The 25,336-nt window shown below is 45.3% G+C and carries 23 protein-coding genes; 21 read left to right on the top strand and 2 right to left on the bottom strand.

Translation table 11 applies throughout. The annotated features are described in order from the left end of the window. Nucleotides 1–2 precede the first annotated feature (2 nt). Entirely contained in the window at nucleotides 3–1,028 is a 1,026-nt protein-coding gene (gene pseI / locus D1814_RS02840) for a pseudaminic acid synthase (RefSeq protein ID WP_118490006.1), read from the top strand. Here the strand turns inward: pseI and pseC are convergent. Both pseC and pseB read right to left on the bottom strand, forming a co-directional pair. Beyond that, entirely contained in the window at nucleotides 1,009–2,178 is a 1,170-nt protein-coding gene (pseC, locus tag D1814_RS02835; RefSeq protein ID WP_118490005.1) for a UDP-4-amino-4,6-dideoxy-N-acetyl-beta-L-altrosamine transaminase, read from the bottom strand. The genes pseI and pseC overlap by 20 nt on opposite strands. Next, the gene (gene pseB / locus D1814_RS02830) at nucleotides 2,175–3,176 is read right to left on the bottom strand and encodes a UDP-N-acetylglucosamine 4,6-dehydratase (inverting) (protein WP_118490004.1); all 1,002 of its coding nucleotides are present in this window, start codon (nucleotides 3,174–3,176) and stop codon (nucleotides 2,175–2,177) included. The genes pseC and pseB overlap by 4 nt, the downstream gene beginning before the upstream one ends. A 281-nt stretch (nucleotides 3,177–3,457) precedes the next feature. Between pseB and D1814_RS02825 the strand changes: the two genes are divergently transcribed. From D1814_RS02825 to flhA, 20 genes are all read left to right on the top strand, one after another. Beyond that, on the top strand, nucleotides 3,458–4,255 hold the full coding sequence (locus D1814_RS02825; RefSeq protein WP_118490003.1) for a flagellin: 798 nt from the start codon (nucleotides 3,458–3,460) through the stop codon (nucleotides 4,253–4,255). A 163-nt stretch (nucleotides 4,256–4,418) separates the two neighbouring features. After that, the gene (locus tag D1814_RS02820; protein WP_118490002.1) at nucleotides 4,419–5,882 is read left to right on the top strand and encodes a sigma-54 dependent transcriptional regulator; all 1,464 of its coding nucleotides are present in this window, start codon (nucleotides 4,419–4,421) and stop codon (nucleotides 5,880–5,882) included. A 136-nt stretch (nucleotides 5,883–6,018) separates the two neighbouring features. Continuing rightward, nucleotides 6,019–7,158, top strand: coding sequence for a sensor histidine kinase (locus tag D1814_RS02815; protein WP_118490001.1), 1,140 nt, complete (start codon nucleotides 6,019–6,021; stop codon nucleotides 7,156–7,158). A 16-nt stretch (nucleotides 7,159–7,174) separates the two neighbouring features. Beyond that, complete coding sequence (locus D1814_RS02810) at nucleotides 7,175–8,512, top strand: sigma-54-dependent transcriptional regulator (protein ID WP_118490000.1); 1,338 nt, start codon at nucleotides 7,175–7,177, stop codon at nucleotides 8,510–8,512. Nucleotides 8,513–8,752: 240 nt separating this feature from the next. Further along, on the top strand, nucleotides 8,753–9,088 hold the full coding sequence (fliE, locus tag D1814_RS02805) for a flagellar hook-basal body complex protein FliE (protein ID WP_118489999.1): 336 nt from the start codon (nucleotides 8,753–8,755) through the stop codon (nucleotides 9,086–9,088). Nucleotides 9,089–9,100: 12 nt separating this feature from the next. Further along, nucleotides 9,101–10,795 carry a flagellar basal-body MS-ring/collar protein FliF gene (gene fliF / locus D1814_RS02800; protein WP_118489998.1) on the top strand — a complete coding sequence of 565 codons (1,695 nt, stop codon included), beginning with the start codon at nucleotides 9,101–9,103 and terminating at the stop codon, nucleotides 10,793–10,795. Between the two features lie 12 nt (nucleotides 10,796–10,807). Continuing rightward, on the top strand, nucleotides 10,808–11,848 hold the full coding sequence (fliG, locus tag D1814_RS02795) for a flagellar motor switch protein FliG (protein ID WP_118489997.1): 1,041 nt from the start codon (nucleotides 10,808–10,810) through the stop codon (nucleotides 11,846–11,848). Between the two features lie 72 nt (nucleotides 11,849–11,920). Next, nucleotides 11,921–12,703, top strand: coding sequence for a flagellar assembly protein FliH (gene fliH, locus D1814_RS02790; RefSeq protein WP_118489996.1), 783 nt, complete (start codon nucleotides 11,921–11,923; stop codon nucleotides 12,701–12,703). Further along, the gene (gene fliI, locus D1814_RS02785; protein ID WP_118489995.1) at nucleotides 12,696–14,030 is read left to right on the top strand and encodes a flagellar protein export ATPase FliI; all 1,335 of its coding nucleotides are present in this window, start codon (nucleotides 12,696–12,698) and stop codon (nucleotides 14,028–14,030) included. Before fliH ends, fliI begins: the two co-directional genes overlap by 8 nt. Before the next feature lie 72 nt (nucleotides 14,031–14,102). Next, complete coding sequence (gene fliJ / locus D1814_RS02780; RefSeq protein WP_118489994.1) at nucleotides 14,103–14,549, top strand: flagellar export protein FliJ; 447 nt, start codon at nucleotides 14,103–14,105, stop codon at nucleotides 14,547–14,549. Nucleotides 14,550–14,898: 349 nt separating this feature from the next. Then, nucleotides 14,899–17,163: a flagellar hook-length control protein FliK gene (locus D1814_RS02775; RefSeq protein ID WP_118489993.1), complete on the top strand. Its 2,265-nt coding sequence runs from the start codon at nucleotides 14,899–14,901 to the stop codon at nucleotides 17,161–17,163. 225 nt (nucleotides 17,164–17,388) lie between these two features. Beyond that, nucleotides 17,389–17,928 (top strand): flagellar basal body-associated protein FliL, encoded by a 540-nt coding sequence (gene fliL / locus D1814_RS02770; RefSeq protein WP_118489992.1) that lies wholly within the window; start codon nucleotides 17,389–17,391, stop codon nucleotides 17,926–17,928. 33 nt (nucleotides 17,929–17,961) lie between these two features. After that, the gene (gene fliM, locus D1814_RS02765; protein ID WP_118489991.1) at nucleotides 17,962–19,020 is read left to right on the top strand and encodes a flagellar motor switch protein FliM; all 1,059 of its coding nucleotides are present in this window, start codon (nucleotides 17,962–17,964) and stop codon (nucleotides 19,018–19,020) included. 17 nt (nucleotides 19,021–19,037) lie between these two features. Beyond that, the gene (gene fliN, locus D1814_RS02760; protein WP_118489990.1) at nucleotides 19,038–19,445 is read left to right on the top strand and encodes a flagellar motor switch protein FliN; all 408 of its coding nucleotides are present in this window, start codon (nucleotides 19,038–19,040) and stop codon (nucleotides 19,443–19,445) included. Nucleotides 19,446–19,473: 28 nt separating this feature from the next. Continuing rightward, the gene (gene fliO / locus D1814_RS02755) at nucleotides 19,474–19,923 is read left to right on the top strand and encodes a flagellar biosynthetic protein FliO (protein ID WP_118489989.1); all 450 of its coding nucleotides are present in this window, start codon (nucleotides 19,474–19,476) and stop codon (nucleotides 19,921–19,923) included. Next, nucleotides 19,916–20,671, top strand: a complete 756-nt coding sequence (fliP, locus tag D1814_RS02750) for a flagellar type III secretion system pore protein FliP (RefSeq protein WP_118489988.1) — start codon at nucleotides 19,916–19,918, stop codon at nucleotides 20,669–20,671. The genes fliO and fliP overlap by 8 nt, the downstream gene beginning before the upstream one ends. 8 nt (nucleotides 20,672–20,679) lie before the next feature. After that, nucleotides 20,680–20,949 (top strand): flagellar biosynthesis protein FliQ, encoded by a 270-nt coding sequence (gene fliQ, locus D1814_RS02745; protein WP_012517675.1) that lies wholly within the window; start codon nucleotides 20,680–20,682, stop codon nucleotides 20,947–20,949. Between the two features lie 12 nt (nucleotides 20,950–20,961). Continuing rightward, on the top strand, nucleotides 20,962–21,741 hold the full coding sequence (gene fliR, locus D1814_RS02740) for a flagellar biosynthetic protein FliR (RefSeq protein ID WP_118489987.1): 780 nt from the start codon (nucleotides 20,962–20,964) through the stop codon (nucleotides 21,739–21,741). A gap of 194 nt (nucleotides 21,742–21,935) precedes the next feature. Then, the gene (gene flhB, locus D1814_RS02735; RefSeq protein WP_118489986.1) at nucleotides 21,936–23,060 is read left to right on the top strand and encodes a flagellar biosynthesis protein FlhB; all 1,125 of its coding nucleotides are present in this window, start codon (nucleotides 21,936–21,938) and stop codon (nucleotides 23,058–23,060) included. 166 nt (nucleotides 23,061–23,226) lie between these two features. Continuing rightward, on the top strand, nucleotides 23,227–25,326 hold the full coding sequence (gene flhA / locus D1814_RS02730; protein WP_118489985.1) for a flagellar biosynthesis protein FlhA: 2,100 nt from the start codon (nucleotides 23,227–23,229) through the stop codon (nucleotides 25,324–25,326). Nucleotides 25,327–25,336: the final 10 nt, after the last annotated feature.

Below are 25,336 nucleotides of genomic sequence, written 5' to 3'. Positions count from 1 at the left end.
AGATGTATCCGTTTACCGAACAAGTATTCATCATTGCCGAGCTGTCCGCTAATCACAATAACGATTTTGATTTGGCGGTCGATACGATAAAAGCAATGGCGAAAGCAGGAGCTAACGCGGTTAAAGTACAAACTTACACCGCTGATTCGCTGGCCATAAATATAGATAATGACATTTTTGGAGAGCGCAAAGACGGCCTATGGAAAGGCCGTACTTTATGGGATTTATACAAAGAAGCATCTATGCCTTATGAGTGGCATGAGCCGCTTCAAAAAGTAGCTCAAGAGTTGGGTTTGGTATTTTTTTCCAGCCCATTTGATTTAGATGGTGTAGCACTTTTAGAGCAGCTTGACGTCCCCCTCTACAAAATTGCTTCGTTTGAAATTACTGATATTCCTTTGATAAGGGCGGTAGCGAAAACGGGCAAACCTATTATTATTTCAACAGGGGTAGCGCAAGAAACTGACATTTCCTTAGCGTTAGAAACCTGTCACCAAGAAAAAAACTTTCAAGTAACACTTTTAAAATGCACGTCAAATTACCCCTCTACTCTTGCTGATGCCAATCTTAAAACCATGATAGACATGCGTGATAAATTCGACACCATAGTAGGTGTTTCTGACCATACTATGGGCGCTGTGGTACCCGTAACGGCGGCAGCAATGGGAGCAAGGGTTATAGAAAAGCATTTTATCTTAGACAGAGCGCTTGGTGGTCCAGACTCCGCGTTTTCGATGGAGCCAGACGAATTTGCTGATATGGTGGAGGGGGTTCGTCAGGTAGAGCTTGCCTTAGGTAAAGTCACCTACGAGGTCAGTGAAAAAGATAAGTTAAGACGCCGTTCGCTTTACGCTAGTGTACCTATTGAGAAAGGTCAGCCCTTCACTCATGACAATGTTAAGTCGCTTAGAACCGGCTTTGGCTTGGCGCCGCAATATTTAGACGCACTGCTAAGTCGAAATGCTTCGAGAACTTACGATATTGGCGACCCAATTTTAGCTGAGGAAGTTAACGCGATAGACGATTAACAATGTCGACTGTCGTATCAACTACATATTGCGCTTCTTCTTTGGTAAGTGAAGGGTATAGCGGAAGCGTAATCGCGCGTTCGTAGTATTGTTCTGCATGAGGGTAATCACCCTTTTTGAAGCCTAATGTTTGATAAAACGGCTGAAGGTGAATGGGAATGTAGTGAACGTGAGCAAAAATTCCTTTTTCTCTTAGGGTCTCAATTGCTGCTTTATGGGAATCTGAACTTAAGCCTGTGCCTCTTATAACGTACAAATGATAGCTACTGTAGCAGTCGGGCATAACTTTAAGCGGTGAAATTTTATCTTGTCGTTTGAATGCGTCGTTGTAAAAAGACGCAAGTTCGTTTCTTTGCTTAACAAATTGCTCTAGCTTTACTAGCTGACTTTTGCCTAAGGCCGCTTCTACATCGTTCATGCGGTAGTTAAACCCTAGTTGTACTTGCTGGTAATACCAAGGTCCGTGAGGTTCTTCAGTCATTTCCTCTTGATTAGCGGTAACACCATGGCTACGCATCAATTGCATTTGCCGCGCTAACTCATCGTTGTTCGTTAACGCCGCTCCCCCTTCCATCGTCGTAATTATCTTTACGGGGTGGAAACTGAAAACCGTTATATCTGAATACTGACAGCTACCCACGGGGCGTTCGCAATATTTCCCACCAATCGCGTGTGAAGCATCTTCAATAACATAAAAGTTATATTTCTTAGCTAGTGTAGCAATCGCTTTCATATTGCACGACTGACCTGCGAAATGTACGGGAATCAATGCTTTAGGTAGTGTTCCTTGCTTTTTTGCCTGCGCTAACTTAGCGTCTAATGCGTTAACAGATATGTTGCCAGTGTCAGACTCTATATCAACAAAGTCGACTGTTGCACCACAATAAATAGCACAGTTCGCTGAAGCTACGAAAGAGTTAGGACTTGTCCATACAATATCGTTTTTCTGTACCCCAAGAGCGAGGCAAGCGAGGTGCAGCGCTGACGTAGCGCTATTCACCGCGACCGCATGCTCGGCGCCGCAAAATTGAGTCAAGGACTTTTCAAAAGCGGGAACAGCAGGTCCTTGCGTAAGCCAGCTTGATTTTAGTGTGTCAACAACAACGGTAATGTCATCTTCATCAATTGACTGGCGTCCGTAAGGGATCACTTAGCAGCATCCTTATTACAAGAAATAATTTCATCTACCGTAAGAAAATGAGGGTTTGTGTCTGACACGTATTCAAAGCCAGCAACTACTGCATTTCCCTTTTCACCAAGAGCGTTAGTTTTAAAGTCGTTACTTCTATTAAAAAACTTTATTGCCGGCGCTATTACAAAGTGGTCATCATACTCAAATGTATGAAAAGCCATATCGCCAGGGCACATCATTTCGTGAAGCTTTTCACCCGGTCGAATACCCACTATTTTTATTGGCACACCTGGTGCCATGGCTTCGGCCAAATCGGTGATTCTAATTGAAGGTATTTTAGGAACGAAGATTTCGCCGCCCAGCATTCGCTCGAAATTCTTCAATACAAAGTCTACGCCCTGTTGAAGCGTTATCCAAAAGCGGGTCATATCTTTATGTGTAACAGGGATATGGTCTGTACCTTCTTCAATGAGCTTTTCGAAAAAAGGTACAACCGAGCCTCGAGAGCCTACTACATTTCCATATCTCACTACTGAAAATCGAGGTTTGCCTGAACCCACCATATTGTTCGCCGCAACAAAGAGTTTGTCGGAGGCAAGCTTAGTAGCGCCGTATAGGTTTACAGGGTTAGCCGCTTTGTCTGTCGACAAGGCGATGACTTTGCTTACCGAGTTATCAATAGCTGCGTTAATAACATTCTCAGCACCATCAATATTAGTGCGGATACATTCCGTGGGGTTATATTCAGCGGCAGGAACTTGTTTCATAGCCGCTGCATGAATAACGTAGTCCACACCCTGCATTGCTCGGGTAAGGCGGTCTTTGTCTCGTACATCGCCGATAAAGTAGCGCATACATGGAGCGTTAAACTTTTGCTGCATTTCGAACTGTTTGAGTTCGTCACGCGAATAAATGATTAAGCGCTTGGGGTTGTAGCGTGATAACAAGTTTTCGGTGTATTTATGACCGAATGAACCTGTACCACCTGTTATCAATATAGACTTACCGTCAAACATAGATCGCCCACGATTTTTATGATTATCGTTTAAATATATCATGTGTCGGCAACAATGCCATAAACCATTAGGCCACAACGATTATTCATCAAAAATAAATATAAAATAGAGGTGTCCACGTACCAGTATGTTTATTTAAAAAGTGCTGCAGTCACAGCATCAAACGCGCCTCTCGTTTATAGTTTTACTTTTGGTGGTATGAACTTTTATACGTTGTATTGATTAGAAGTTATACAGCGATATGCTATATTTGGAAGAAGTGTTAATGAGAGGGCGCTACCATGCAAATTAATAACAGCAGCTCAACATCGCTAATTGGTCAAATCCAAGAAAAGCAGGACAACTTGTTTGAGAAGCTGGCTTCTGGAAAAAAGGTAAATAATGCCCTAGATGATGCGTCGGCCCAACAAATCATCGACCGATTAACATCTGAAGTTGAAGGTAACCGCCAATCGTTAAACAATGTATATGACGGAATTTCACTTGCACAGGTTGCAGAAGGTGGTTTAGGCAGCATTAATGATGATGTAAACCGTATTCGCGAGCTTACTTTGCAGTCTGGTAATGGCGTGCTCAGCAGTGGTGACCGCCGCGCTATCCAATTTGAAATAACCCAGTTACAAGAGAATATTTCGCAAACTATCGAGCAAACAAATTTTGCCGGTAAGCCGTTATTATCTGAAAATGGCTCACTTGAATTTCAGTCAGGTTCTAGTCCTGGTCAATCGATTAGTGTAAATACACAAGACGTAGCGGCGCAGCTAAATGATGTTTTATCTATTGATATTACGTCAGGCACAAGTATTGAAGATGCACTAGGTGCAGCAGATGCGGCTATAGAAACTCTTGGCAGCGCACGGGGCGATTTAGGCGCAACACAAAATCGCTTTGAAAGTGCTGCGCGCTCACTTACTCAAGCTAATGTAAATACCGCAGAAGCGCGAAGCCGTATTCAAGACTTAGATTTTGCACAAGCTACTTCGCAGCAAGCTTCAAACGATGTATTAGGCCAAGCAGCTCTTACTGTTCAAGCGCAAGCGAACCAGCAGCAAAGCCAAGTTTTATCGTTATTGAGCTAGGCTATATGATGTAGGTTAGGCTAAATTTAATCGAAAGAAGCAGGGTAACCTGCTTTTTTTATTGATATATTTCCCAAATCAGCGGTTGCGCTCCGATCTTTTGTCGTTACAATTTAGAAATGCGCTAAACTGTAAATAATAACAAAGCGTCCTCGGGGAATTGATGAAGAACATTTTGCTGATTAGTGATAATCAGGAACTTATTCAAAACTTGGAAACTATCGTTACCTTCATGGGAGAGTCGTGTCAGTCACGAGGTTTCAGTGAATGCGAACGATACCTCCATGAAAGTGGTGCAGACGCGGTGCTTATCGAGCACCGCTCGCCCACGGCTGTAAGTAATTTGGTAGAAAAGTTTCCACACATACCGTTTGTCGCTTTAGTTGAGAGCAATACACAGGCGTCTGCGAGTTGTAACCTGGTTAGTGTTGTTGCAACACCGTTAACTTATCCAGTCCTAACGCAGGCTATACATCGTTGCCAAGAGTATTCAAGACGCAAACCTGGCTTATCTCGTGCTGCAGGCACAAAAACTCGATTATTTAGAAGCCTGATTGGCAAAAGTGAGCAGATTCAAATTGTTCGGCGCTTAGTTGAGCAAGTCGCGCCTACCGATGCCACCGTGTTGATATTAGGTGAGTCTGGAACGGGGAAAGAGGTAGTTGCGCGCAATGTTCACTTCTTATCTGAACGTAAAGACGGTCCATTCATTCCGGTAAACTGCGGCGCTATTCCCGGCGAGCTGCTAGAAAGCGAGTTGTTTGGTCACGAAAAGGGAGCTTTCACCGGCGCTATTAGTGCTCGAAAAGGTCGTTTTGAGTTAGCCGAAGGCGGCACATTGTTCCTTGATGAAATCGGTGATATGCCGCTTCAAATGCAGGTGAAGTTATTGCGCGTGTTACAAGAGCGTACTTTCGAGCGCGTAGGTGGGAATAAGCCCCTTCAATGTAACGTACGCATTATTGCTGCAACGCACCGTAACTTAGAAACCATGATCAGTGAAGACAAGTTTCGAGAAGACTTGTACTACCGACTTAACGTTTTCCCGATAGATAGCCCTGCGCTTAGACAAAGAAAAGACGATATTCCCTTACTACTTCAGGAATTGAATAGCCGAATTCAAGGAGATGGCGTTGAAAGCGTGCGTTTTACCGAGCAAGCCATTGCGTCGTTAATGGAGCATGAGTGGGCAGGGAACGTTCGAGAACTCTCAAATTTAGTTGAACGATTAACTATCCTTTATCCAGGGCAGATTGTTGATATTGCTGATTTACCGGAAAAGTATCAATACGGTGATGTTCAGGCTTACGAGCCAGACTATCCAGAAGAAATGCTAGAGCGTGAAGCCTTTAACGAACTATTTGCTGAAGCCGCTGCGCAAGAGCCAGAAGAAGATGTTAATGAGCAGAGTCATGATGGCCTAAATGGTATGGTGTCTTCTTCGCTACCTGAAGAAGGGGTCAACCTCAAAGAGTACCTTTCCGAGCTGGAAGTAAACCTAATTCGGCAGGCACTGGAGCACCAGGATTGGGTAGTAGCACGTGCCGCCGACAAACTTGGAATGCGCAGAACCACGCTTGTTGAAAAAATGCGGAAATACGATATTCAGCGTACTGAAGAAGCGTAATGTCAGGTAATTGACGTTGCGTTTTTCTTCTAAATTCCTATCTATCTAATTGATAATTAAGCCAATGATGAATTGGCACATCTTCTGCTTTATCTAAGCCATAGTTTAACAGCGTCTGCAATTTGACGAGGATAATATGGCTTTCGACAGCACACCACAAGCTACAGAGTATTTCGCATCTGCCTATGCACTTAACGGCGGCTCGGCGGCATCTCAAGATGATTATCAAACGTCGCAAAATGATGATATTGAATCACTGAGATTGCAGGCGAGTCGACTCGAACATCTACTTCAAGTAATGCCAGCGGGTGTTATTGTTATTGATGGTAAGGGCATTGTTCGCCAAGCCAACGAGCAGGCAAAAGCATTATTAGGTGAACCGCTGGAAGAGGAAGTGTGGCGCAGTATTATTACTCGCTCTTTCAAGCCTCGCGCAGATGATGGTCATGAAGTCTCGCTCGTTGATGGTAGACGTGTGAAGCTTTCAATAACCCCACTAGACAACGAGCCAGGTCAGCTAATTGTTATCACAGACTTAACCGAAACTCGCCAGCTGCAAGCGCGCGTTAGTCACATGCAGCGGTTGTCTTCTCTTGGAAAAATGGTGGCATCACTAGCACACCAGATTAGAACTCCACTCTCTGCAGCTATGCTTTATGCGTCGAACTTAACGCGTAAAGGGTTAGGGGAAGAAGCACAAACACAATTTGCGAACAAACTAACTGACAGGCTTAAAGAGCTAGAAAGCCAGGTCAATGACATGTTGCTTTTTGCTAAATCTGGCGAAGAGCAGGTGGTAAGCAAAATTAGCCTCGCTGAATTGTTTGCGGCCATTGAGGGGAATGCACAAAGCATGATAGCTCAAGCGCTGCAAAAGCTAACGTTTTCAGGTTTCGATCAAAACGTAGCAATAACTGGGAATTTAACTGCTCTTCAGGGTGCGTTATTAAACCTTATACACAATGCAAGCCAAGTTACCCCGAAAGGTGAATGTGTACATGTTCAGGCTTCGGTAAGCGATCAGCGTTTACATGTTTCAGTTATTGATAAAGGTCCTGGTGTACCAGAACAATTAAAGACCAAAATCTTTGAACCCTTCTTTACAACGAAAACTCACGGTACCGGTTTGGGTCTTGCTGTGGTGAAGTCGGTGGTAAGTGCGCATAGTGGCGCACTTAATGTAATTGACGTACCCGAGGGCGGGGCATGCTTTAGCGTGTCATTATCGTGCTCGGCGAATGCTAAAACCTCACAAACATTGACTCATGTAGCGTAAGTCATAGGAGAGAATAATGTCTAAAACTACCATATTAATTGTTGAAGATGACGCGGGTTTACGCGAGGCGCTCCTAGACACCCTTTTATTAGGTAACTACAACGTGATTGCCGCTGATTGTGCAGAAGAAGCGTTAATGATGCTGTCGTCTCAGAATGTAGACCTAGTGGTTAGCGATATACAAATGGGCGAAATGAGTGGTTTAACGCTGCTAAAAAGCATCAAAGCTAAATGCCCTAATATGCCTGTGCTGTTAATGACGGCCTACGCCACCATTGATGATGCGGTTCAGGCGATGCGCGATGGCGCAACGGACTATCTCTCAAAGCCTTTTGCGCCAGAAGTATTGCTTAACTTAGTGGGGCGCTACGCGCCTGCACAAAAAATTGAATCACGTACGCCAATCGTAGCCGACCCTTCGAGTTTGAAGCTACTTGAGCTTTCGCGCAAAGTCGCCAAGTCTGAAGCTACCGTTATGGTGATGGGTCCAAGCGGGTCAGGTAAAGAAGTGCTGTCTCGCTATATTCACGACCAGTCACCGAGAAGCGATGCGCCTTTTGTTGCCATCAACTGTGCTGCTATTCCAGAAAATATGTTGGAAGCGACTTTGTTTGGTTACGAAAAAGGGGCTTTTACCGGTGCTATTCAGGCGTGCCCAGGTAAGTTCGAACAAGCCCAAGACGGCACCCTGTTACTTGATGAGATAACTGAAATGGATTTGGCACTGCAGGCTAAATTGCTGCGCGTGCTGCAAGAGCGTGAAGTAGAACGCCTTGGCGGTCGAAAAACCGTTAAACTTAATGTGCGTGTTATTGCTACGAGTAACCGGGATTTGAGAAAAGCAGTAGACGCAGGCGAGTTCAGAGAAGATCTCTACTACCGTTTAAATGTTTTTCCTATCGAGTGGCGTCCTCTATCGGAACGCCCGGGTGATATCGTTCCGCTTGCCGAACACCTTATTCATCGCCACGCCAGTTCACAAGGCTTAGGTACCATTAGGCTAAGTGCTGCTGCTCGCAATAAATTGTCGCAATACAGCTGGCCTGGAAACGTTCGAGAGTTAGAGAACGTGGTTCAGCGCGCGCTTATTCTTTGTGAAAACAATGAAATAGATGCCGGCGATTTAATGATTGACGAAGACATGTCAGCCCCGCTTGAAGTTGCACAAGAGCAGGTTGAAGATAACAAATTGGGCTCAGAGCTTCGCTATCAGGAACACCAAATTATACTTGATACATTGGTATCGTGTAATGGTAAGCGCAAGGATGTGGCAGAGAAGCTGGGTATAAGCCCTCGAACTCTTCGTTATAAACTCGCGCGTATGCGTGAAGACGGCATTGAAGTGCCTGCATAGTACCGCTTTCTAAATCTTTTGTTTCATCCTTGTTATCCGTCGCCTCTGTAGTAAAGAAGGCGGCGGTTTTTTGTTGCTCACATTAAATCAAACGCCATAAATTTGGCTTACCCTCTTATTTTCTTCTTATCTCGTTGATTTGTAGTGCTTTTTAAAGTTGGCAAGCCCCTTGCTAAATCATTCTTATAATTAGTTATTCGCCGTTGTTCAGGCGGTTTTTAAGAAACGCTAGGAGTGGGTATGGACGTTAAAGCCAATAGTTTGTATCAAGAAATGCAAAACATGATCGGGCAAACTCGTCTTCAAGTTAACGAGCCTCAGCAGCAACCGCTTACTGAAGTAAACAGCTCAGCAAGCGATTTCTCGGTCATGCTTAAGAATGCGGTAGATGGCGTAAACGGTATGCAGCTTGAATCGAAAGATGCTCAGCAGCGCTTTGAACTGGGCGATCCTAGCTTAAGTTTAGCTCAAGTTATGTTGACAAAAGAAAAGGCAGGTATTGCGTTTGAAGCTACTGTTCAGGTACGTAACAAAGTACTTGAAGCCTATAAAACAATAATGAATATGCCGGTGTAGGCGGAGTAGGTTATGGCTGAAGCAACAGGTACAAACCTTACGGTTCCCGATCAAAATCAAGTAGCGGACAATGAGCCAGAGAATAAATCTGGTTTTATGGATACGTTGGGTAGCGCTGATATGATGCGCCAAATGGCCCTTGTGGTCGTTTTGGTCATTTGTGTGGCTATTGCTATTTTCATTCTTATCTGGTCACAAGAGCCTGATTATCGTCCCCTTGCTAAGATGGAAACCCAAGAGCTTATCGAAACCCTCGATTATATGGATGCCAGTCAAATTGATTATAAGCTTGAGGGCAATACAGTTTATGTAAGAAGCGATGAATTTCAAAACATTCGCCTAGGCATGACCCGTCAGGGATTAACAAAGTCTTCAGACGCTGGAACCGATATTATCATGCAGGACATGGGATTTGGTGTAAGTCAGCGCGTTGAGATGGAGCGTCTTAAGCACGCTCGCGAGCAGCAGATTGCCTCGACTATTGAAGATATCGCGAGTATTCAAAAAGCCCGAGTGCTGCTGGCGATGCCAAAAGAAAACGTGTTCGCCCGTCGAGAAAAGAAAGCTTCCGCAACGGTCGTATTAACCGCTAAACGCGGCGCTGTCATCGCTGGTGAAGAGGTAGATGCGGTTGTTGATATCGTGGCTTCCGCCGTACAAAACATGGAGCCGTCTAAAGTAACGGTAACAGACAGTAACGGTCGTTTGCTAAATTCTGGCTCACAAGATTCAATGAGTGCTCGTGCCAGAAAAGAATACGAAATTGAACGTCAGCGCGAGCAAGAGTATCTCGAAAAAATTGACGCTATACTGATTCCAGTATTGGGTATAGGCAACTATACGGCGCAAGCCGACGTTGCTATGGACTTTACTGCAATGGAGCAAACCCAACGCAGCTATAATCCAGACTTACCTGCGGTTCGCAGTGAAATGATTGTAGAGGAGAACAGTGTAGGTGGTGGTGTTGGCGGTATTCCTGGCGCATTATCAAATCAGCCTCCGCTGGATTCTAATATCCCAGAAAATGCAGTGGGCGCTAGCCAACAAACCATGCCTGGGCGCACAGCAAAAGAATCAACGCGCAATTACGAGCTTGATACCACCATTAGTCATACCAAAAAGCAGACAGGTGTAATCCGCAGACTAAGTGTGTCGGTGGCAGTGGACTATACCCAAGTTGCTGGCGAAGATGGCGCTATGACGCCAACGCCACGCAAACAAGAAGAAATCCTTAATATTCGCAGACTATTGCAGGGCGGTATTGGCTTTGACGTAACCCGCGGCGACTCGCTAGAAGTGGTTAGCGTACCCTTTACTCGTATGGATGCAGGTGAAATTGAAGATGCGCCTTTGTGGGAACAGCCGGGTTTTCTGCCAATTCTTAAGCTAGTTGTTGGTGGCTTGGTTATAATAGTACTTATCATCTTTGTGATTAGACCTATGTTGCGTCGTCTTATCAACCCAGATGAGTCTAACGAGGCAGATGAATTTGATGCCGATGAAGGCTTAGACTTAGGCGATGACACAATTAGCATGTTAACGTCTGACTTTGACGAAGGACAGGTAGGCTTTGCGCCAGATGGCTCACTTATGCTGCCTGACCTACACAAAGACGAAGATGTACTTAAAGCCGTACGCGCGCTAGTGGCCAATGAACCAGAATTATCAGCCCAGGTAGTAAAAGGCTGGTTAATGCAAGACGAGTAGTGAGATAAGATTATGGCTGAAGAACTTGCCAATGTTGAAGAAGCGTCATACGACGTCAGTAAATTAGAAGGCGTAGAAAAAGCTGCCATCTTACTACTTAGCTTATCTGAAGAAGATGCGGCGCAGATATTAAAGCACCTTGAACCAAAGCAGGTGCAGAAGCTGGGTTCTGAAATGGCGAAAGTGGACGATATGACGCAAACCAAAATCACGTCAGTTCACAAGCACTTCATTGAAGAGATTCAGAACTACAGCACTATTGGCTTCCAGAGCCAAGACTTTGTTAAGCGAGCGCTAACTGCGGCCTTAGGTGAAGACAAGGCGGCAAACCTTATCGATCAGATCCTAATGGGAAGTGGCGCTAAAGGTTTAGATTCATTGAAATGGATGGACTCTAAGCAGGTAGCGAGCATCATTCGCAACGAACACCCGCAGATTCAAACCATTGTACTGTCTTACCTCGAACCTGAGCAAAGCGCTGAAATTTTGGCACAGTTCCCAGAAAAAGTACGCCTTGACCTGTTGATGCGTATTGCGAACCTAGAAGAAGTTCAACCAGCAGCATTGCAAGAACTAAACGAAATTATGGAGAAGCAGTTCGCTGGTCAAGCGGGAACGCAAGCAGCGAAAATGGGCGGCTTGAAGTCTGCAGCGAACATCATGAACTACTTAGATACCGCGATAGAAGGTCAGCTGATGGACGCTATTCGCGAGCAAGACGAAGAGATGAGTCAGCAGATCCAGGATCTTATGTTTGTCTTCGACAACTTAGTCGATGTAGACGACAAAGGCATTCAAGCAATATTGCGAGAAGTTCAGCAAGATGCGCTGCTTAAAGCTATTAAGGGTGCTGACGAAGAACTTAAAGATAAAATTATGCGCAATATGTCTAAGCGTGCTGCTGAAATGCTTGGCGACGACTTGGAAGCTCTTGGCCCTGTTCGTATCAGTGAAGTGGAAACCGCACAAAAAGAAATTCTTTCTGTTGCCCGTCGACTTTCTGACTCAGGTGAAATTATGCTTGGCGGCGGTGGCGGTGAAGAGTTCTTATAAGCGCTCTGATGCCCTTACTTCTGTAGCCTAGGTAGAACTATGCTTGGTAATAAAAGTCTCTGGTAAAAAAACATGTCTGGTAATAAAAATTTCAGTGAAAACGAAATAAGTGAAGCTAAAACCTGGGATCTGCCTTTTGTCGATGACCCAAAAACATCGAGGAAGGACCAGCCAACCAATGCATTGAATAAACGCTCAGATTGGAAGTATGAGCCCCCTGAAGTTGAAGAGGAAATCAAGCCTCCAACAGCTGAAGAGATTGAAGCTATTCGCCAAGCTGCCTATGACGAAGGTTTTCAAGAAGGTAAGGAAAAAGGTTTTGAAGAAGGTAAAGCCGAAGGCCTTGAAACCGGCTTGGCCGAAGGTAAAGAACAGGGTCACAACGATGGCCTAGAGCAAGGGTTAGAAGAAGGTCGCCAGCAGATGGCGGCACAAGCCGAAGTGTGGCAGGCCCTTGCCGACAAGCTTCACGACCCACTTTCACAAGCAAACGATGAATCGCGCGACCAGTTGGTGAAACTTGCCGTAACTCTCGCAAAAGCTGTCATTAAAACAGAGGTTAGTACTAACCAACAGGTGATACTCCAAGCGTTAAGCGAAGGCATTAAAGCGCTACCCATTAATCAAGCGGATTATCAAATTCACATGAACCCTGATGATATTGAATTGGTAAAAGCGCACTTCGGCGACGAAGAAATTGCCAAAAAAGGATGGAGTTTGGTTGAAGCCCCAGCGATGGAACGCGGTGGTTGCGATATTACTACTGCGCAAAACGCCGTGGATGTATCTATCGAACGCCGCTGTCGAGACGTCATTGATAAATTTTTATTGAATCAAGGTTTGTCAGATGACTAGCCCTTGGCATTCGTATTTTGAATCCCTAACAAAACAGGTATCTTCTCCCCCTGTCGTCGCTGCCGGTAAGTTAGTTCGAGGTATCGGTTTAACCCTTGAAGCAGTAGGTTGCCAGCTACCCGTTGGTAGTCAGTGCTTAGTGCAAACCATTGAAGGTGAAATAGAAGCCGAAGTGGTTGGTTTTGGGGATGATATTACTTATTTAATGCCTACTGAAGCCGTGCGCGGTATCGTGCCCGGAAGTCGCGTGATGCCGTTAAATAGGCAAAGCGGTCTACCAGTGGGAATGGGGCTTTTAGGGCGTGTGGTAGACGGAAATGGTCAACCTCTTGACGGACTAGGTGAAATAAATGCTGAAGCCCGCGCGCCAACGACCCGACCGCCAATGAACCCGCTTATTCGCCGGCCAATTAATGCCCCTATGGATGTTGGTGTACGCGCCATTAACGCGCTCAATACAGTGGGTGTAGGTCAGCGTATGGGACTTTTTGCCGGAAGTGGCGTGGGTAAAAGTGTGTTATTAGGCATGATGACCCGAGGCTGTGAAGCCGACGTGGTTGTCGTTGGGCTTGTGGGAGAACGTGGCCGAGAAGTTAAAGAATTTATTCATGACATCCTCACAGAAGAAGAGCGCCAACGTGCAGTTGTCGTTGCTGCGCCTGCTGACACATCACCTCTTATGCGCTTAAAGGGCTGTGAAACTGCCGTCACCATTGCTGAATATTTTCGCGATAAAGGCATGAAGGTGCTGTTACTTATTGACTCGTTAACCCGTTATGCAATGGCGCAGCGTGAAATTGCGCTGGCTGTGGGTGAGCCTCCTGCAACAAAAGGCTATCCGCCATCGGTCTTTGCTCGGTTACCAGCGTTAGTTGAACGTGCAGGTAACGGCAGCGAGCGACAAGGCTCTATCACGGCCTTTTATACGGTACTTACCGAAGGGGACGATTTACAAGATCCCATAGCTGATGCTGCTCGTGCCATTTTGGATGGTCACGTGGTCTTATCAAGAACCCTTGCCGATAGTGGTCATTACCCCGCAATTGATATTGAAGCATCAATAAGTCGCGTAATGCCAATGGTGGTGAGTGAAGAGCACCAGCTGATGGCCCGTCGCATTCGACAAGTTTATTCAAACTACAAACAAAACCAAGACCTTATTTCGATTGGCGCTTATGCAAAAGGTTCAGACCCTCGTATTGATTTAGCCATTCGTGCCGAGCCTGCAATCAACGCTTTGTTACAGCAAGGAATGAAGCAAGTCATTCCTTATGACGAAAGCTTGGAAGGTATGGCGGCCCTCGCCAAAGGGTTGGGACAAGGATAATGTGTTTTTCAGTAACGGGTGCTTGGGCTTTAACGAACAGTCAGCAAGGCTTTGTGAGTAAGGGAGCCAAAAATGTCTAAGCAATTAGAGCGTTTAGCTGAATTCGAGCGCGAAAAAGAGCAGCGTGAAGCCCGCTATTATCAGCAAGCGCAGCAAAACGTTAACCAACAAAAGCAAAAGCTTACCAGTTTAGAGCAGTACCGCGTTGACTATATCAAAGGTATTCAGCAGACCGGTCAAGCCGGTGTTACGGCTACTTACTACCAGCAACATTTATCCTTCGTTGGTAAATTAGATAAAGCGTGTGAGCAGCAAATGCAAGTAATTGCTCGTGCACAAATGGCAGCGGACCAGCGTAAGCAAATGTGGCTAAAACAACAGCAGAAAGTTAAAGCGGTTACCTTGTTGCTTGATAAGAAGAAGCTGGCGGAGCAGAAAAAAGAAGCCAAAGCAGAACAGGCCATGATGGATGAGTTCGCTACACAGCGTTTTTTCAGAGCTAAGCGCTCACCTTTCTAGTAAATAGTATGTTCTCAAGCCACTTTGGCTCAACCCTTGCTAAATCAATATAAAATGCAACAGCGCGCCATATTTTCAGTGCAATAGTTGTTACGCTCTAAACGCGTTTGTTTGAAGTTCTACCCATATTATAAGGTAAAAAATTCGACAAAAGCGAGTATAAATCCAATGCCAAACGGTAGTCCCAAAGGGTATCTGGGCAAAGCTAAGTGATTGAAATTTGGATAAGCGTTGGTAGGTTTGCGATTTACTTCTCACGGTCTGTTAAAAAATGACGCCCAGTGATTTATTCGCATCACATAATGCCTTCTTGGTGAAAGACGAGATAAATGTAGGACGGTAGGACAATATGCAACAAGTTGCCGCACAAAAAACAGACATTGCCGCATTACCTTTTTCTGCTTCTAGTACAGCTAAAGCAGTTGAAACAGGTATTGGTACGCAACAGCAAGCGAATAGTCAAAATAACCAAGCATTTAATCGACTTTATCAGGAAGCAAAATCGAGTAAATCAGACTTTGTTTTAAATGACAAAGAGACATCAGGCTCTCAATTCCGAGAGACAACCCGTTCGACCAGCTCATCTGCTAACACTTCAGTTTCTAATGAAACGGTAAAGAAGGGAAAAGACCGGGATGCCGGCCATACCGATCTTCCTGTTGATAAGAAAGTAACAGACAATCCAGCAGAGTCTGCGCCAAGTACAAAAGAAGAAAACGCTGCCATTGCCCAAAAAGATATAGCCGAAGCTATAGAAGCGCACGGTAACTCAGTCGGTGAAGAAAAGACCAGTTTGAAAGTAGATGACGCTGAAGGTGATATTGAGCAAAAAGCTGTAACCGAAGCAGAGTTTGTAATTGGAGAAGGCGGTAAAAAAGATGCTGAGGCTGGAGTTATTACCACGCCAGGTACGCCTGATGGAAAACCGGATAAGGTTGATGAAGAACCAGACTGGGTTGCCTATGTTGAAATCCTAGCCGATCGCTTTGGTAAGGCTGATAATAGAGAGCAAACTCAAGGGCAATCTGGTAACAGAACAACCAATGGTATTTCTGAAGTTTCAGATGAGACGGTTAATATTCTTTCTGTAAAAGAAAACGGAAAGCTTTGGAAGATCCCAGACGGTGTAGATGCCAGCGACGCGCCCTCGGTAATGGCGCATTTACTTTCTCAGCTAAATAGTGACAGCGAAGAGGGGGGGATCGCTGTTGAATCCCTTTCGACTGAAGCACAGCAAACACTCAGTGCTTTAACCGCACTATTGCTTGGCGCTGAAAGCGAACAAAATGGCGCTAGCGGCGAAGCAAGCGCTGAGCAGTCACAAATTCTTGCCAGTGATAAGTTAGATTCAAATGCCGATGAACTTTCTGGGCTAATTGCACAACTCATGCAGCAAAAAGACAGTGCTGGCAATGTAGAGCAAACCGTGAACGAGGGAGCGGAGCATACGCTGGCAGGTAGTAAAAATGCTACAGAAGAGTCTCTTGTGTTAGGTCTTTTATCTGATGAGCTTAAAGCAATGCGCAAATTATCTTCAGATGGAGCCAACTCTCAATTAGAAGCATTGTATTCTGACGCAACCAATGACATAGCGGATGAAGTAGCCATTGACGGAGCTGTTTTAGATAGTGGTGATGTAAATACTAACGGGACAGAAAAGAGTAAGGTAACGGCAACTGACACAGTGCCAGTGATGAATACCCAAAATCCTAGCTTCGAAATGACCGGTGATTCACAAACCGACTTATTAACTGCGTTAAGTGAACTCTCCCCACAAACTGCACAAAAAGTTACCGAGGCGTTTGCAGAGCGTGTAGTTGCAGTGATGCCAAACGCTTCGCAGCAGCAAGCAGTGAAGACAAACATCATTGCCGGTATTAATGAATTCCAGCAACAAGCTGAGCAAGGTAGAGAGCCGGGCATTGATTTGTCAGCTATCGTGGCAGACGCGGCAAAAGAGGCCGCAGTGAATACTGACGTTATTGCTTCAATGACGGCTCGGGTCGACAGCCAAGCGAGTCAGTTTCTTAACTTGATGACGCAAACGCAGTCGAGCGCGCAACAGGCTTTCGCAAGTATGGTGGGACAAACCGATACGGTAATGCAGGAAAACGCTCAGCTTCGCACTGAAGCGTCAAAGTCTCAACAGCAGTTTGAAGGTTTCGATAAAGCGGTCAACATTCATAAGCCAGAAGGCCAACAGCAGCTAAACGAAAAGATTCGTTGGATGGTAAACGCGCGTAACACCATGGCTGAGATTCGTCTTGATCCTCCGGAAATGGGCAGCATGCAGGTTCGTGTAAACGTCTCAGGTGATGCAGCAAGCGTGAGCTTTGTTGTCCAATCTCAACAAGCAAAAGAAGCGCTAGCTGATGCCATGCCTAAATTACGAGACATGCTTTCTGAACAAGGCATTGAGCTAGGTGATGCGCAAGTTAGAAAAGATAATTCGTCGAGTAACGAAAATGGCCAGCAACTTGCAAACAATAATGGCAGGGGAAATGGCACCGAAAACCGTGGAGAAAATGACGGTTTAGACGACATGGGTGAAACGCGAATTATCGAGCAATCAGTGACGCGGGCAGCCAAAGGTGGAATTGATTTTTACGCTTAAAGTTAAGTAAAACTATTATCAATAGGTAGCATGGTGAGATTATTTTAAGACTGCTATGTTTGATGTATTCGATAGAATCCGGTCAGACAGGTCGATGAATGCCGCTTAATAGCAATTGATGGCTGCTGTTACAGTATCAAGTAGAGGTAGATACGAATTATGGCATTGCCATTTGCGATGGAACATTGATAATACATTTTTCTTAATATTACTGATGAGTTACACATGGCTGATGAAGAGTTACAGGTAGAAGAGGGCGGTAAAAAGAAAGGCAAAATGATGTTGATCATCATTATCGCCGTGGTTCTTGTAGGTGGTGGAGCTGCCGCTTATTTCTTACTGTTTGCAGGAGGCGATGAACCTGCGGTTGAACAACTGGCTGAAGCTGATGCTGCTGCGGCCGCTGAGAGTGCACCGGCAGCAAGTTCGGGTAGTGCTGAAATAGGTACGGCGCTTTACGTTGCTATGCCAAGACCCTTCGTCTTCAACGTACCCGGCTCAGGACGAGACAGACTTGTTCAAATTAAAGTACAGCTATTAGTACGTGGTTCTGATAACGAAGAGTTGGCAAAAACGCATATACCGCTTATTGAAGGTACGCTGTTGCAAGCTTTTAGTACGTCAAATGCAGACGATCTAGTCACAGAGGCAGGTAAAATTGAGCTTCGAGAGCAGGCGGTAACAGAGGTGCAAAAAGCATTGAAAGACATTACGGGTAGCGATGTTGTGGAGCGCGTATTGTTTACTGGTTTCGTCATGCAGTAATGCAAATGCATTGGCTAATTAAGGTAGAAGACGGTGAGTGATTTATTATCTCAAGATGAAATCGATGCCCTGTTGCACGGGGTAGATGATGTAGAAGAGGAAGAAGTCGGCAGTAGCGACTCTGATGCTTCTACGCTCGAGTACGACTTCTCCTCGCAAGATAGAATAGTGCGTGGGCGTATGCCTACACTCGAAATTGTGAATGAACGTTTTGCCCGTCACATGCGTGTAAGTTTATTCAACATGATGCGACGTTCAGCTGAAGTATCGATTAACGGTATTCAGATGATCAAGTTTGGTGAATATATTCATACACTGTTCGTTCCAACGAGTTTGAACATGGTGCGTTTCCGTCCGCTTAAAGGTACGGGACTAATTACCATGGAAGCTCGCTTGGTGTTCATTCTGGTAGATAACTTCTTTGGCGGCGACGGCCGGTACCATGCGAAAATCGAAGGTCGTGAATTCACGCCAACGGAACGTCGTATTATTCAGATGCTGCTTAAAATAATTTTTGAAGATTATAAAGAAGCGTGGGCACCGGTTATGGACGTGTCGTTTGAATATTTGGACTCAGAAGTAAACCCAGCTATGGCGAACATTGTGAGTCCCACGGAAGTGGTGGTCATAAGTTCGTTTCATATCGAGCTAGATGGTGGCGGTGGCGACTTCCACGTGTCATTGCCATACTCAATGTTAGAGCCTATTCGCGAACTGCTAGATGCAGGTGTTCAAAGCGATAAAGAAGACACAGATTTACGTTGGAGTAAGGCGCTTCGCGATGAAATTATGGATGTGAAAGTAGGTTTAACTACGCACATGCTAGATGTGGATGTACCGCTTCGCGATGTGATGGAATTTAAGCCCGGTGATATCATTCCTGTAGAAATGCCGGAAACCATCACTGTATTAATTGAAGATTTACCTACGTTTAGAGCCAAACTAGGTCGTAGTCGCGATAATTTGGCACTAAAAATAGTAGAGAAGATTGCAAGACCGACTTCAGTGAAGTCTGAGCTACAGTTATTAACCCGCGGTGGTCGCATTATCGATAATGATGCAGAGCTGCAAGTACTCGAAGAAGACCTGTAAGGTAGAGGGGAGTTCCCATGAGTGAAGACGGTATGGACGATTGGGCTGCGGCGATGGCCGAGCAAGCCGAATCTGAAGCGGAACAAGAAACTGGCGACAATGAAGACGTGCAAGTTGCCGAACTTGACGAACTAACAGATGATGCGCCAATTACGCAAGAAGAGAAGAAAAAACTAGATACTATTCTAGATATACCAGTGACTATTTCTATGGAAGTCGGCCGTAGTCAAATTAGTATCCGAAATCTGCTACAGTTGAACCAGGGTTCTGTGGTTGAACTGGATCGTGTTGCCGGTGAGCCACTAGATGTATTAGTTAATGGCACGTTGATTGCTCATGGAGAAGTAGTAGTGGTCAACGATAAATTTGGTATTCGATTAACGGATGTTATTAGTCAAATTGAGAGAATCAAGAAGCTCAGATAAAACTTCTTATAAAGTAAGGGGTTGCGCAATGCTGCCCCTTTTATTTAGCCAGATAGCCGTCGCGCAGTCGACCCAGTCAATTACCAATCCCACGTCGATACTGTCAATTTTTCTTTCCCTGCTGGTGGTCGTAGGCGTTATTTTCGCCTTAGCGTACGTAATGCGTCGATTTAATGTCACTGCGATGGGCACAAACCAAATGAAAGTCGCGGCCAGCATGGTTGTTGGCACAAAAGAAAAAATCATGGTGATTCAGGTGGGTGAAGAGCAGCACCTCATAGGTGTTACCAGTCACAACATCTCTCATTTAAGCAAATTAGATAAGAATCTCGATGTGCCTGTGAAAGGTGTGAACAAAACCACGGGCGAGCAACAAAATGGTGCCGATGCTTTTAAACAAAAGCTTGTTGCCGCAATGGCGGGAAAGCTTAACCCAAGCTTAGAAAAAGAAAAAAAGGAAGAGTCGAGAGATGCGTAAGTTTACCTGGCTACTTTTAATCCTACCGTTATTGCTTCTTATGGAGCCTGCTTACGCTCAGCAGGGGATATCCGCAGTAACAGTTACGACTAACCAAGACGGTTCTCAAGATTACACCATGACACTTCAAGCGCTGTTTATCATGACAGCGCTAAGTCTTATCCCTGCGTTTATCATGATGATGACCTCGTTTACGCGTATCATCGTGGTACTGTCTATTCTGCGACAGGCAATTGGTCTTCAACAATCACCATCAAACCAGATATTAATAGGCGTGAGTTTGTTTTTATCTATGTTCATTATGGCGCCAGTATTTGAAGAGGTGAACGAGCGCGCCTTGCAGCCCTATCTTAACGAGCAACTCACCAGCCTAGATGCCCTAGAGCAAGCCAAAGGGCCCATGCGCGCGTTTATGCTTTCGCAAACACGGGTAAAAGACCTAGAAACGTTTGTACGGATAGCAGGAGATGAAGGAAAATATGCCGATACGGATGAAGTTCCGCTAACCATTTTGATCCCTGCGTTTGTAACTAGCGAGCTTAAAACCGCGTTTCAAATTGGTTTTATGCTGTTTATCCCTTTTCTCATTATTGATTTGGTAGTCGCATCTATATTGATGGCCATGGGTATGATGATGCTCTCGCCTATGATTGTATCCTTGCCGTTTAAACTCATGCTATTCGTATTGGTCGATGGCTGGAACCTAATTTTCGGAACCTTGGCGACCAGTTTTGGTATGGGCGTCTAGGAGGGCTTATGTCACCAGAAGTCTTTGTAGAAATACTGCGAGAAGCCATGTTTATGGTTATTGTTTTGGTCTCTGCGGTGATAGTTCCAAGCCTCATAGTGGGCTTGGTTGTGGCTGTATTTCAGGCTGCTACCAGTATCAACGAACAGACCATGAGCTTCTTACCTCGCTTGCTCGTTACGCTTCTTGCGCTGAGTTGGGGAGGAAACTGGCTGGTGCAACAGCTTATGGATTTTACTTTCAGAATGGTTGATATGATTCCGCAGGTTGTGGGATAGAAGGCTAACGCAGTGGAAGTAGAACTCGCCACCATCAATCAGTTTCTTGCGGACATGCTGCTGCCATTTATGCGCATTAGCGGCTTGTTTGTGGCTATGATTGGTTTGAGTGCTAAATCAATTCCCCCACAGGTAAGAGCCCTGCTAGGTATAATGTTAACGCTTATCATCATGCCGGTGGTGCCCCCGTCGCCCATTGAAAACCTGGTGGATGTGGGTACATTTTTAATTGTCGTTCAGCAGCTGCTAATAGGTATTGCTATTGGTTTTATATCAATGATGGTGCTCAATACCTTCGTGCTTGCGGGTCAAATTATAGCCATGCAAACTGGTTTGGGGTTCGCGTCTATTGTTGACCCCGTAAACGGTATTAACGTGCCCGCAGTAGGCCAGTTTTATCTAATACTGGCGACCTTATTGTTTTGGACCTTGGATGGGCATTTGTCCATGATCCAAATGATAGTTATGAGCTTCGAGGCGTTTCCCATAGGTGAAGCCTGGTGGACAGGCGAACAGTTTCGCGATATTGCCCATTGGGGCGGTTGGATGTTTATATCGGCAGTGACCCTGTCTCTTGCGCCCATAGTGTCACTGCTTATCGTGAATTTAGCGTTTGGCGTAATGACAAAAGCTGCACCACAGCTGAACATTTTCAGTATTGGCTTTTCTATTGCTCAGGTAATGGGGCTACTGATTATTTGGATAACGCTAGATAACTTTACTGCGCACTTTGAAACCCAATGGTTTAGAGCTGAACAGTTTATGTGTGAACTATTGAACATTTGTCCTTAGACAAACAATACTAGTCGTTTGCAGAATATGGCATGTCTGCGAGCAGGTTAGGTGGGTAAAATAAGCGAGAGAGGTTGGGGCGGCTAACAAGCCTTCCACCGCATGGATGCGGTGGCGGAGCTCCCATGGATGGGTTCACTGCGTGCTTGTTAGTCGTCCTGCCTCTCTCGCAACAGAGATGAACATAATCGAGCATGGCAGATTCAAGCGAAAAAACAGAAGACCCCACGGGGAAAAAACTCGATGATGCCCGAAAAAAAGGGCAGCTGGCCCGTTCCCGTGAACTATCCACAACTTTAGTGCTTATTGTTAGCGCCTTTATGTTTTTGTTCGTGGGTGAATGGGTTGCTGAATCTGTTTTCAAGCTTACCCAGCGAATGTTTATTCTCTCTCGCGACGAAACTTATGATACTACCCACATGTTTGGCGCTTGGGGCGAAGCTTTCTCAGCGGTAGGCCCTGCCGTGTTGCTTTACATGGTGGTAGCCATGATAGCCGGCATCTATGGCTCTATTGCGCTTGGCGGTTTTAACTTTACCTGGGAAGGCGCAAAGCCCAAGGGCTCCAAGATGAGCCCAATTCAGGGTTTTAAGCGAATGTTCGGCATGAACGGCCTAGTTGAGCTTTTAAAGTCCATCGCTAAAGTTGTGGTTATCATTAGTATGGCTATTGGGGCGCTGTTGTTCTTCGAAGATGAAGCGCTGCATTTAGATATGGAGCTTTATCCGGGCAACCTGTTTCACGCTATGGACATACTTAAATGGGCATTTCTCATTTTAGTATGTGGTATGATTCCCATCGCGCTTATTGATGTGCCTTATCAAATGTATAAGCACAACAAAGAAATGAAAATGACCAAGCAAGAGGTTAAAGACGAGCGCAAAAATGCAGAAGGCGACCCTATGGTGAAAGGTCGTATACGCCGCTTGCAGTATCAGGCTGCAACTAAGCGCATGATGCAGGAAGTACCACAGGCGGACGTAGTAGTAACTAACCCGACTCATTTTTCAGTAGCGATTAAGTATGACGAACAGGGTATAAGAGCACCTGTTGTCGTGGCAAAAGGGGCTGACGAACTGGCGATGCATATTCGAAAAATTGCTACTGCCAACGACGTACCCTTAATACCTTCTCCTGTACTCGCTCGTGCCATTTTTTATTCGACAGAAGTAGACGACGAAATTCCTAACGCCTTATTTATGGCGGTGGCTCAGGTGCTAGCGCACGTTTATCAGCTTAAAGCTCATAGGGCAGGGAAGGGCAAACGTCCTAAGCCACTTAAGCGAGATTTGCCTATACCTCCAGAATATCGTCGCTAAGCGACTGTATTAGCGCGGATTTTTCCCGCCTGTTTAAACATGGCGTGCACTTCTTAATCTATTAGCTGTACTTAAATACTGCTTCGTATAAAGCTGGCACGTTAGTTGAAAACTCTATTGAAGATTCACGTAAAGCGTCAATTTTCTGATAGAGAGACACCCAGCCATGCAGTTATCCGGTTATCTTCAGCGGTTCGATAAAAATCAGCTGCAAAATTTTACCAGTGGTTTAGGCGCGCCTATTGTCCTTTTGGCAATCATGGGAATGGTAATACTACCCATGCCGCCGTTTTTACTCGACGTATTGTTCAGCTTTAATATTGCGCTTTCTCTCGTCATTATTTTGGTGGCGGTACTTACCCAACGCCCTGTGGATTTTGGTATTTTCCCACTTGTGCTTCTAATAGCGACAGTTCTGCGTCTGGCACTAAACGTTGCGTCTACACGAGTTGTACTGCTTTACGGTCACGAAGGGGGAGATGCGGCAGGAAAGGTTATTGAAGCCTTCGGTGCGGTTGTTATTGGCGGTAACTATGCAGTGGGTATAGTCGTCTTCGCTATCCTTCTTATTATTAACTTCAAGGTAGTTACCGCTGGTGCTGGTCGTATATCTGAAGTGAGCGCTCGCTTTACCTTGGATGCTATGCCAGGTAAGCAAATGGCCATTGACGCCGATTTGAACGCAGGCTACATAGACCAAGACCAAGCGCGTCAGCGTCGTGAAGAAATAACGGCAGAAGCCGACTTTTACGGGTCGATGGACGGTGCATCAAAGTTTGTAAAAGGTGATGCAGTTGCCGGTCTTTTTATCATGCTTATCAATATTGTTGGCGGGTTATTTATTGGCATGATTCAGCACGGTCTTTCTTTTGGTAACGCCATAGAAATCTACACAATTTTGACCATTGGTGATGGTTTGGTAGCGCAGATACCTTCATTGTTACTTTCGGTAGCAACGGCGATTATCGTTACTCGAGAGAACGAAACCCAAGAAATGGGCAAAGAGATCCGTGGGCAGTTAGGAAATAATCAAGCGCTTTATATTGCATCAGGCGTGCTTTTCGTCATGGGTATTATACCGGGCATGCCTCATATCGCATTCTTGGGTTTTTCATTTTTGATTGCGGGCTTTGCATATTGGCAGACAGTTCAAGCTAAGAAAAAAGCTGCCGAGCCTCAATTACCAGAGAACATTACAAAAGATGAAACACTTGCGCCTGAAGTAAAAGAACTCGGTTGGGATGATGTTCAGCAAGTGGATACCATAGGTTTAGAAGTAGGTTATCGCTTAATTCCCCTTGTTGATAAATCCCAAGGTGGCGAGTTGTTGACACGGATTAAAGGCGTGCGTAAAAAGCTTTCTCAAGAACTGGGATTTCTTATTCCACCTGTTCATATTCGCGATAACTTAGACTTAGAGCCTAACACTTACACCATCGCTATGCTTGGCGTTACCATAGGCGATTCCGTTATTAGTCACGACGAAGAACTTGCGATTAATCCTGGACAAGTATTTGGCAAGCTAGAGGGGCGAGCCACTAAAGACCCTGCGTTCGGGCTAGATGCGGTGTGGATTAAGCCTAATAAGCGCGAGCACGCGCAAACTCTTGGTTATACAGTTGTTGATGCTGCTACAGTAGTCGCCACCCATTTAAGCCAATTACTTTCCAATAACGCTTATCAGTTACTAGGCCATGAAGAAGCACAACAGCTTCTAGATATGCTGGCCAAACAGCACCCTAAATTGGTTGAAGGTTTAGTGCCCGATATTTTGCCGCTTAGTACAGTTGTGAAAGTGCTGCAAACCTTGCTATTTGAAGGCGTGCCTATTCGCGATATGCGCACTATTGTTCAAACCCTTAGTGAATACGGTACACGCAGCCAAGACCCAGATGTACTGGTGTCTGCGGTGCGTATTGCACTTAAGCGTCTAATCGTTCAAGAAATTACCCAAGGGGCTAAAGAGATACCTGTCATAACCTTGGCGCCAGAGTTGGAACAGATGTTGCACCAGTCCCTTCAAGCAGGTGGCGAAGATGGTGCTGGTATTGAACCAGGTCTGGCAGACAAGCTGCAAAAATCATTGCAGCAGGCCAGTCAGCAGCAAGAGTTAGAAGGAGAACCTGCGGTACTCCTTACCTCAGGCATGCTACGACCCGTTCTGTCTCGCTTCTTAAAGTATTCTGTCGTTGGGCTGCATGTTCTTTCATACCAAGAAGTGCCTGATGACAAACAAATAAAAATAGTCAGTTCGGTCGGTCAATAATCTGACACTG

The sequence above is a fragment of the Alteromonas sp. BL110 genome (assembly GCF_003443615.1).
Classification (GTDB): Bacteria; Pseudomonadota; Gammaproteobacteria; order Enterobacterales; family Alteromonadaceae; genus Alteromonas.
This window is presented reverse-complemented; position numbering and strand designations above follow the sequence as displayed.

What these genes read in the sequence shown, in the direction of transcription:
- pseI (WP_118490006.1), top strand. Translation starts at nt 3, where the DNA reads ATGTATCCGTTTACCGAACAAGTATTCATCATTGCCGAGCTGTCCGCT.
- pseB (WP_118490004.1), bottom strand. Translation starts at nt 3,176, where the DNA reads ATGTTTGACGGTAAGTCTATATTGATAACAGGTGGTACAGGTTCATTC.
- D1814_RS02825 (WP_118490003.1), top strand. Translation starts at nt 3,458, where the DNA reads ATGCAAATTAATAACAGCAGCTCAACATCGCTAATTGGTCAAATCCAA.
- D1814_RS02820 (WP_118490002.1), top strand. Translation starts at nt 4,419, where the DNA reads ATGAAGAACATTTTGCTGATTAGTGATAATCAGGAACTTATTCAAAAC.
- D1814_RS02815 (WP_118490001.1), top strand. Translation starts at nt 6,019, where the DNA reads ATGGCTTTCGACAGCACACCACAAGCTACAGAGTATTTCGCATCTGCC.
- D1814_RS02810 (WP_118490000.1), top strand. Translation starts at nt 7,175, where the DNA reads ATGTCTAAAACTACCATATTAATTGTTGAAGATGACGCGGGTTTACGC.
- fliE (WP_118489999.1), top strand. Translation starts at nt 8,753, where the DNA reads ATGGACGTTAAAGCCAATAGTTTGTATCAAGAAATGCAAAACATGATC.
- fliF (WP_118489998.1), top strand. Translation starts at nt 9,101, where the DNA reads ATGGCTGAAGCAACAGGTACAAACCTTACGGTTCCCGATCAAAATCAA.
- fliG (WP_118489997.1), top strand. Translation starts at nt 10,808, where the DNA reads ATGGCTGAAGAACTTGCCAATGTTGAAGAAGCGTCATACGACGTCAGT.
- fliH (WP_118489996.1), top strand. Translation starts at nt 11,921, where the DNA reads ATGTCTGGTAATAAAAATTTCAGTGAAAACGAAATAAGTGAAGCTAAA.
- fliI (WP_118489995.1), top strand. Translation starts at nt 12,696, where the DNA reads ATGACTAGCCCTTGGCATTCGTATTTTGAATCCCTAACAAAACAGGTA.
- fliJ (WP_118489994.1), top strand. Translation starts at nt 14,103, where the DNA reads ATGTCTAAGCAATTAGAGCGTTTAGCTGAATTCGAGCGCGAAAAAGAG.
- D1814_RS02775 (WP_118489993.1), top strand. Translation starts at nt 14,899, where the DNA reads ATGCAACAAGTTGCCGCACAAAAAACAGACATTGCCGCATTACCTTTT.
- fliL (WP_118489992.1), top strand. Translation starts at nt 17,389, where the DNA reads ATGGCTGATGAAGAGTTACAGGTAGAAGAGGGCGGTAAAAAGAAAGGC.
- fliN (WP_118489990.1), top strand. Translation starts at nt 19,038, where the DNA reads ATGAGTGAAGACGGTATGGACGATTGGGCTGCGGCGATGGCCGAGCAA.
- fliO (WP_118489989.1), top strand. Translation starts at nt 19,474, where the DNA reads ATGCTGCCCCTTTTATTTAGCCAGATAGCCGTCGCGCAGTCGACCCAG.
- fliP (WP_118489988.1), top strand. Translation starts at nt 19,916, where the DNA reads ATGCGTAAGTTTACCTGGCTACTTTTAATCCTACCGTTATTGCTTCTT.
- fliQ (WP_012517675.1), top strand. Translation starts at nt 20,680, where the DNA reads ATGTCACCAGAAGTCTTTGTAGAAATACTGCGAGAAGCCATGTTTATG.
- flhB (WP_118489986.1), top strand. Translation starts at nt 21,936, where the DNA reads ATGGCAGATTCAAGCGAAAAAACAGAAGACCCCACGGGGAAAAAACTC.
- flhA (WP_118489985.1), top strand. Translation starts at nt 23,227, where the DNA reads ATGCAGTTATCCGGTTATCTTCAGCGGTTCGATAAAAATCAGCTGCAA.